This window comes from Portibacter marinus, assembly GCF_021533195.1.
Classification (GTDB): domain Bacteria; phylum Bacteroidota; class Bacteroidia; order Chitinophagales; family Saprospiraceae; genus Portibacter; species Portibacter marinus.
On record NZ_JAJNKB010000036.1, the window covers coordinates 1 to 3333 of the forward strand.

At 32.9% G+C, this 3333-nt stretch carries 2 protein-coding genes; both read left to right on the forward strand.

Translation table 11 applies throughout. The features are described from left to right. Window positions 1-139: 139 nt before the first annotated feature. Complete coding sequence (locus tag L2567_RS20655; RefSeq protein ID WP_235299764.1) at window positions 140-796, forward strand: hypothetical protein; 657 nt, start codon at window positions 140-142, stop codon at window positions 794-796. Between the two features lie 80 nt (window positions 797-876). Beyond that, window positions 877-3153 carry a pentatricopeptide repeat-containing protein gene (locus L2567_RS20660; protein ID WP_235299765.1) on the forward strand — a complete coding sequence of 759 codons (2277 nt, stop codon included), beginning with the start codon at window positions 877-879 and terminating at the stop codon, window positions 3151-3153. The last annotated feature ends 180 nt before the right edge of the window (window positions 3154-3333 follow it).

Consider the following 3333-nt stretch of genomic DNA (forward strand, 5'->3'; position numbering starts at 1 on the left):
TGCACTTAGATATCAACATCGGTTTAATAATCACCTTCTGTCGATGCTCGCAATGCAAAGATAAGGCTTATTCAACCACATTTTTTAACTTACATAATTATTCTCTGATAATTAGGGGGCTGAACCAGAAAGAACAAACATGACAAATGAAAAACTCATTGAGTATACAAATAAATTGCTACATCGACCGACAAAGGATCCTGAAGCGTATAGTAGCAATATAATGAAAGAGAAATTTTTCATCCAGTCTTTGCAGTTTGTAAGATCTTATATAGGTGATCAAACAGAATTTTACCACATACTTTCTACTGCCAAAAATGAGAGTAATGAGACCAAGCGATATTTCAAGGCTGTGGAAGTATTGACTGCTGTTAGAGACTTTTTGAATGACGGACTAGAAATTGATACCTCAAATAAATTTCAGACTCAAAATGATCTAGTATCTGATTTTCTTCTTCAGGCAGAAAGGCTATTGAATAATAAAAACATCCATCCAGCTGCACCAGCAATTTTGATTGGTGCTACATTAGAAGAATTTCTAAGAGTTGTTATATCAAAATATGATTTTACAGAAATAGAAAAGGGATCAATAGACAAGTATGCTCAACTCTTGAAAAAAGAAGAAAAAATAGATAAGCAAGATTTCAAAGATATAACTGTATGGGCAGGTTTAAGAAATGCAGCATCGCATGGACATTTCAGTGAAGTTGACGATAGAAAGAGAATAAGTCTTGCCTTAGAAGGAGTGAACTTATTCATGAGAAAAATGAACCTAAGAATCAGCAACGACATGTAACATGCCATGAAGAATGAAGAACTTCCTATCGTCGTTCCTCATCTTATGGCTGAAACGTTATGGGTAATTAACCAAATTATATGAAAGAAGTATTCACATATTGTTTAACAATTGACATTGTGAGTTCAACTAGGAGGCTACTAGAAGAGTCAACTGAAGTGAGAAATAGATTCAATATCGGTCTTTCAAAAATTCTTCCTCCATTTTTAAAAGATTACGATTTAGAAGATTCAATAGTAAAATTTACAGGGGATGGATGGAATATCAATATTACTCAAAGTGGTAAGCTCATAAATTTACTGACATTTATTCTGACCTTCAATAAACTTTTCAACGAAAGAATCCAATCTATAACAGGAATTGAATTCAAAAAAAAATGGAATCTGCGCTCCGCAATAAGTTCTGGCTCTGATATAAAGTTAGAAATAAATGGAAATTCCGACTTCGTTGGAGATTCAATTAGAAGAGCAGTTCGAGTTTCATCATTTTGTGATACTGATGATATTCTTGTAGATTATTCAATTTATAGAGATGTTGTCAGAGACTTTAACCTAGAACTTAAGAAAATTGATGTAAAAGGAAGCAATAAGAAATTTGAATTCGATATAGGAGAGCAATTATACTCGCTCATAGAAGCAAAATTTAATGATTTAGCAAATGCATCAATTATCCTTAAACATTTCGATGACATTGGACATATTGTAGAGAAAAACAAAATTATTGAAAAAACTATAAAAGCTTCTAGTAGTGACCAGTTGTCCGATACTGAATTAAATAATCTAGATACAATTGCAGTTACTCTTGAACAAGTTGGGAATAGAGTTGCATCAAAAGAAGTTTATCAGAAGCTAAAAGAAAAAGGTTACTCAAGAAAACTTGTTTCGTGGAACATTTTAATGAACAAGGTTGATGATTTCTCCTCTGCAAAACAAGTGCTCGATGAAATGAAGCAAGAAGGAATCAAACCTAACGAAGTAACCTATTCTACTTTAATGAACAAGGTTGATGATTTCTCCTCTGCAAAACAAGTGCTCGATGAAATGAAGGAAGAAGGAATCAAACCAGACGAAGTAACCTTTAATACTTTAATGAACAAGGTTGATGATTTCTCCTCTGCAAAACAAGTGCTCGATGAAATGAAGCAAGAAGGAATCAAACCAGACGAAGTAACCTTTAATACTTTAATGAACAAGGTTGATGATTTCTCCTCTGCAAAACAAGTGCTCGATGAAATGAAGCAAGAAGGAATCAAACCTAACGAAGTAACCTATTCTACTTTAATGAACAAGGTTGGTGATTTCTCCTCTGCAAAACAAGTGCTCGATGAAATGAAGCAAGAAGGAATCAAACCTAACGAAGTAACCTTTAATACTTTAATGAACAAGGTTGATGATTTCTCCTCTGCAAAACAAGTGCTCGATGAAATGAAGCAAGAAGGAATCAAACCTAACGAAGTAACCTTTAATACTTTAATGAACAAGGTCGATGATTTCTCCTCTACAAAACAAGTGCTCGATGAAATGAAGCAAGAAGGAATCAAACCAGACGAAATAACCTATTCTACTTTAATGAACCAGGTTGATGATTTCTCCTCTGCAAAACAAGTGCTCGATGAAATGAAGGAAGAAGGAATCAAACCAGACGAAATAACCTATTCTACTTTAATGAACAAGGTTGATGATTTCTCCTCTGCAAAACAAGTGCTCGATGAAATGAAGCAAGAAGGAATCAAACCTAACGAAATAACCTTTAATACTTTAATGAACAAGGTTGATGATTTCTCCTCTGCAAAACAAGTGCTCGATGAAATGAAGCAAGAAGGAATCAAACCTAACGAAGTAACCTATTCTACTTTAATGAACAAGGTTGATGATTTCTCCTCTGCAAAACAAGTGCTCGATGAAATGAAGCAAGAAGAAATCAAACCTGACCTTATTACTTACTCTACTCTCTTTGCTAAAGATACATCTGGATTGTCAATTAGAACAATACACCTTTGGTATGTTCAAGAAAATGATTTTCACCCTTCAGGACCTATTGAAGGACTAATAAAGAATCTGTTTAATTCAAACCAAATAAAGGATGTTTACTATTTAATTTTACATTATCCACACCTTCCAATATCAAAAAAAATACTTTCACAAAATCTAGAGAAGGCTATCGAGAATTTGGAACAATTTTCAAAAGAAAAGTATTACTTAGAACATATTAATTATGCAAAAGGAATTACTTATCATGTTAATTCAAAATATGAAAAATTAAACTATCATTTAAAATCTATCAAGGATTCTAATTTGGGATTTAAAAAGAAAAGAGACATAGAAAAATTAATAGAACTTAATGAAAACTACCCATAACAAGCTGTGATCAGGCAATTCTTCCTTCGTCAGCACTGCCGATACAGCCGATACGTTATCTCTCATGAAAAATGAAAAAAATACTTGTCTATATAATAATTGGTACCATTTTGCAAACATCATGCAATCAAATGATTAGTGAAGAAAAATTTACAAGACTCTTTTTCGATAAGCTTTCAG